This window comes from Kitasatospora sp. NPDC058184 (assembly GCF_042883725.1).
Taxonomy (GTDB): domain Bacteria; phylum Actinomycetota; class Actinomycetes; order Streptomycetales; family Streptomycetaceae; genus Kitasatospora.
On sequence record NZ_JBHVVE010000057.1, the window covers coordinates 1 to 1539 of the forward strand.

At 44.2% G+C, this 1539-nt stretch carries 3 protein-coding genes; 1 reads left to right on the forward strand and 2 read right to left on the reverse strand.

All coding sequences use genetic code 11. The annotated features are described in order from the left end of the window. A partial coding sequence (locus ACFVXH_RS41275; RefSeq protein ID WP_387831230.1) for a hypothetical protein occupies positions 1-181 on the reverse strand: 181 nt, incomplete at its 3' end. A 173-nt stretch (positions 182-354) separates the two neighbouring features. Continuing rightward, positions 355-1155, reverse strand: coding sequence for a LysR family transcriptional regulator (locus ACFVXH_RS41280; RefSeq protein WP_387831232.1), 801 nt, complete (start codon positions 1153-1155; stop codon positions 355-357). A 100-nt stretch (positions 1156-1255) separates the two neighbouring features. On the opposite strand from ACFVXH_RS41280, the gene ACFVXH_RS41285 reads away from it, so the two are divergent. Continuing rightward, positions 1256-1539 (forward strand): MFS transporter (locus tag ACFVXH_RS41285; RefSeq protein WP_387831231.1); only part of this gene is annotated, 284 nt, incomplete at its 3' end.

A 1539-nucleotide genomic window follows, 5' to 3' on the forward strand; every position in this document is an offset into this window, starting at 1 on the left:
CTGTTCCTGCAGATGCCACTAAGGTTTTATAAACATATTCGGCAGCGTATCCGATTTTTTGTGAAACGGAAAGACCGTCTGCGGGCTGTCCCCCTTCTGTTTTGTAACCTAATAGCTCATAGGGAATGTTTTGTTGCTCAATGATACGGACAGCATTTGTTTTCACTGTTTTTTTCGCCATGGTTTTCCTCCGTTTTCTGTATTTCTATCTGCTTTATTTTCAACTTCGATTTTAATAAAATGACCGCTCAGTTGCGTGCTTTGTAATACTCAAGTGCAAACTGTTTAAAACGCTCAGCAGCGTGAGAGAGATTGGTTTTTCAGCTGGGATAACGCTATGGTGCGTTCGAATTGTTAATCTGCAACCGTAATAAACACGACCGGAAAGTATGAATGCTCCGCGGTTTTCGGCAGCACTGCAGCCCCCAGACCCGCGGCGGTCAGCCCTAATATGGTTGACACTTCCTCTCCTTCAAATGCGAGATGCGGGTGTATATTCAAATCCCGGCACATCAGATCAAACATATACCTCAGTCCGTATCCCGGTTTAAATCCGACAAAATCCTCGTCCTGCATCTCTTTCATTTGAATGCTTTTATTTCCTGCAAGCGGGTGGTTCTCAGGTAGCACCGCATAAAGAGGTTCTTTCTCCAGCACTGTCCATTGTAAAAGCTCGCTGGGAAGCGGCGGGGAGCTGAGACAGATATCCGCATCTCCCGTTTCCACCATTTTGCGAAGCGTTTCATTTGCGCCTTGATAAAGCCGGAAGGTCACGTTTGGGTATAGCTTTTTAAATTCGGCAATCAGCTGAGGCATTAAACGCAGCCCGAGCGTATGAAGAAAAGATACAGATATTTCGCCGTGTTCCAGGCTCATATTCTTTTTCACTTGTTCAACGCCTTCATTTAAAGCTCGTCTCGCTTGTTTTGCTTTTATTAAGAACTGCTCTCCGTGCCTTGTCAGCCGGACTGCTTTTGTCTCTCTGTAAAATAACGGCGCGCCTAATTCTTCTTCGAGCCTGATAATCGATCGGCTTAATGCCGGCTGAGAAATCATTCTTTCTTTTGCCGCATTTGTGAAATGCTGATGAGTTGCCGCCGCAATGAAGTTGTCAATTTGATGAAGCTCCATTTTCTCCTTCTCCCCTTTCTTCATAACCTTCACGCATTAATTCTATAGTTATTATAAATTAGACACATTGAAATGAAAAGCGTACGATACATATATAACCAACAGTGAGAAAAGAGGGACATTCATGACGTTTATTCAGCCTCATACAAAGGCTTACAGAAAGGCCAGCTTGGCTCTGTTTATCAGCGGCTTTGTGACCTTCGCCACGCTTTACACGACACAGCCGCTTATGCCTTTGTTTTCGGAAGAGTTTCATATTTCCGCTGCGGCTGCCAGTTTAACTTTATCCATCTCAACAGCCGTTTTGGCATTTTCATTATTGGCCGCCGCTTCGTTGTCTGACGGATTCGGCAGAAAAAAATTAATGGTGCTGTCGTTAACAGCTACATCTGTTTTAGGTCTATTAAC

Excerpts from the sequence above, each read along its gene's own strand:
- ACFVXH_RS41280 (WP_387831232.1), bottom strand. The coding sequence starts at position 1,155 with ATGAAGAAAGGGGAGAAGGAGAAAATGGAGCTTCATCAAATTGACAAC.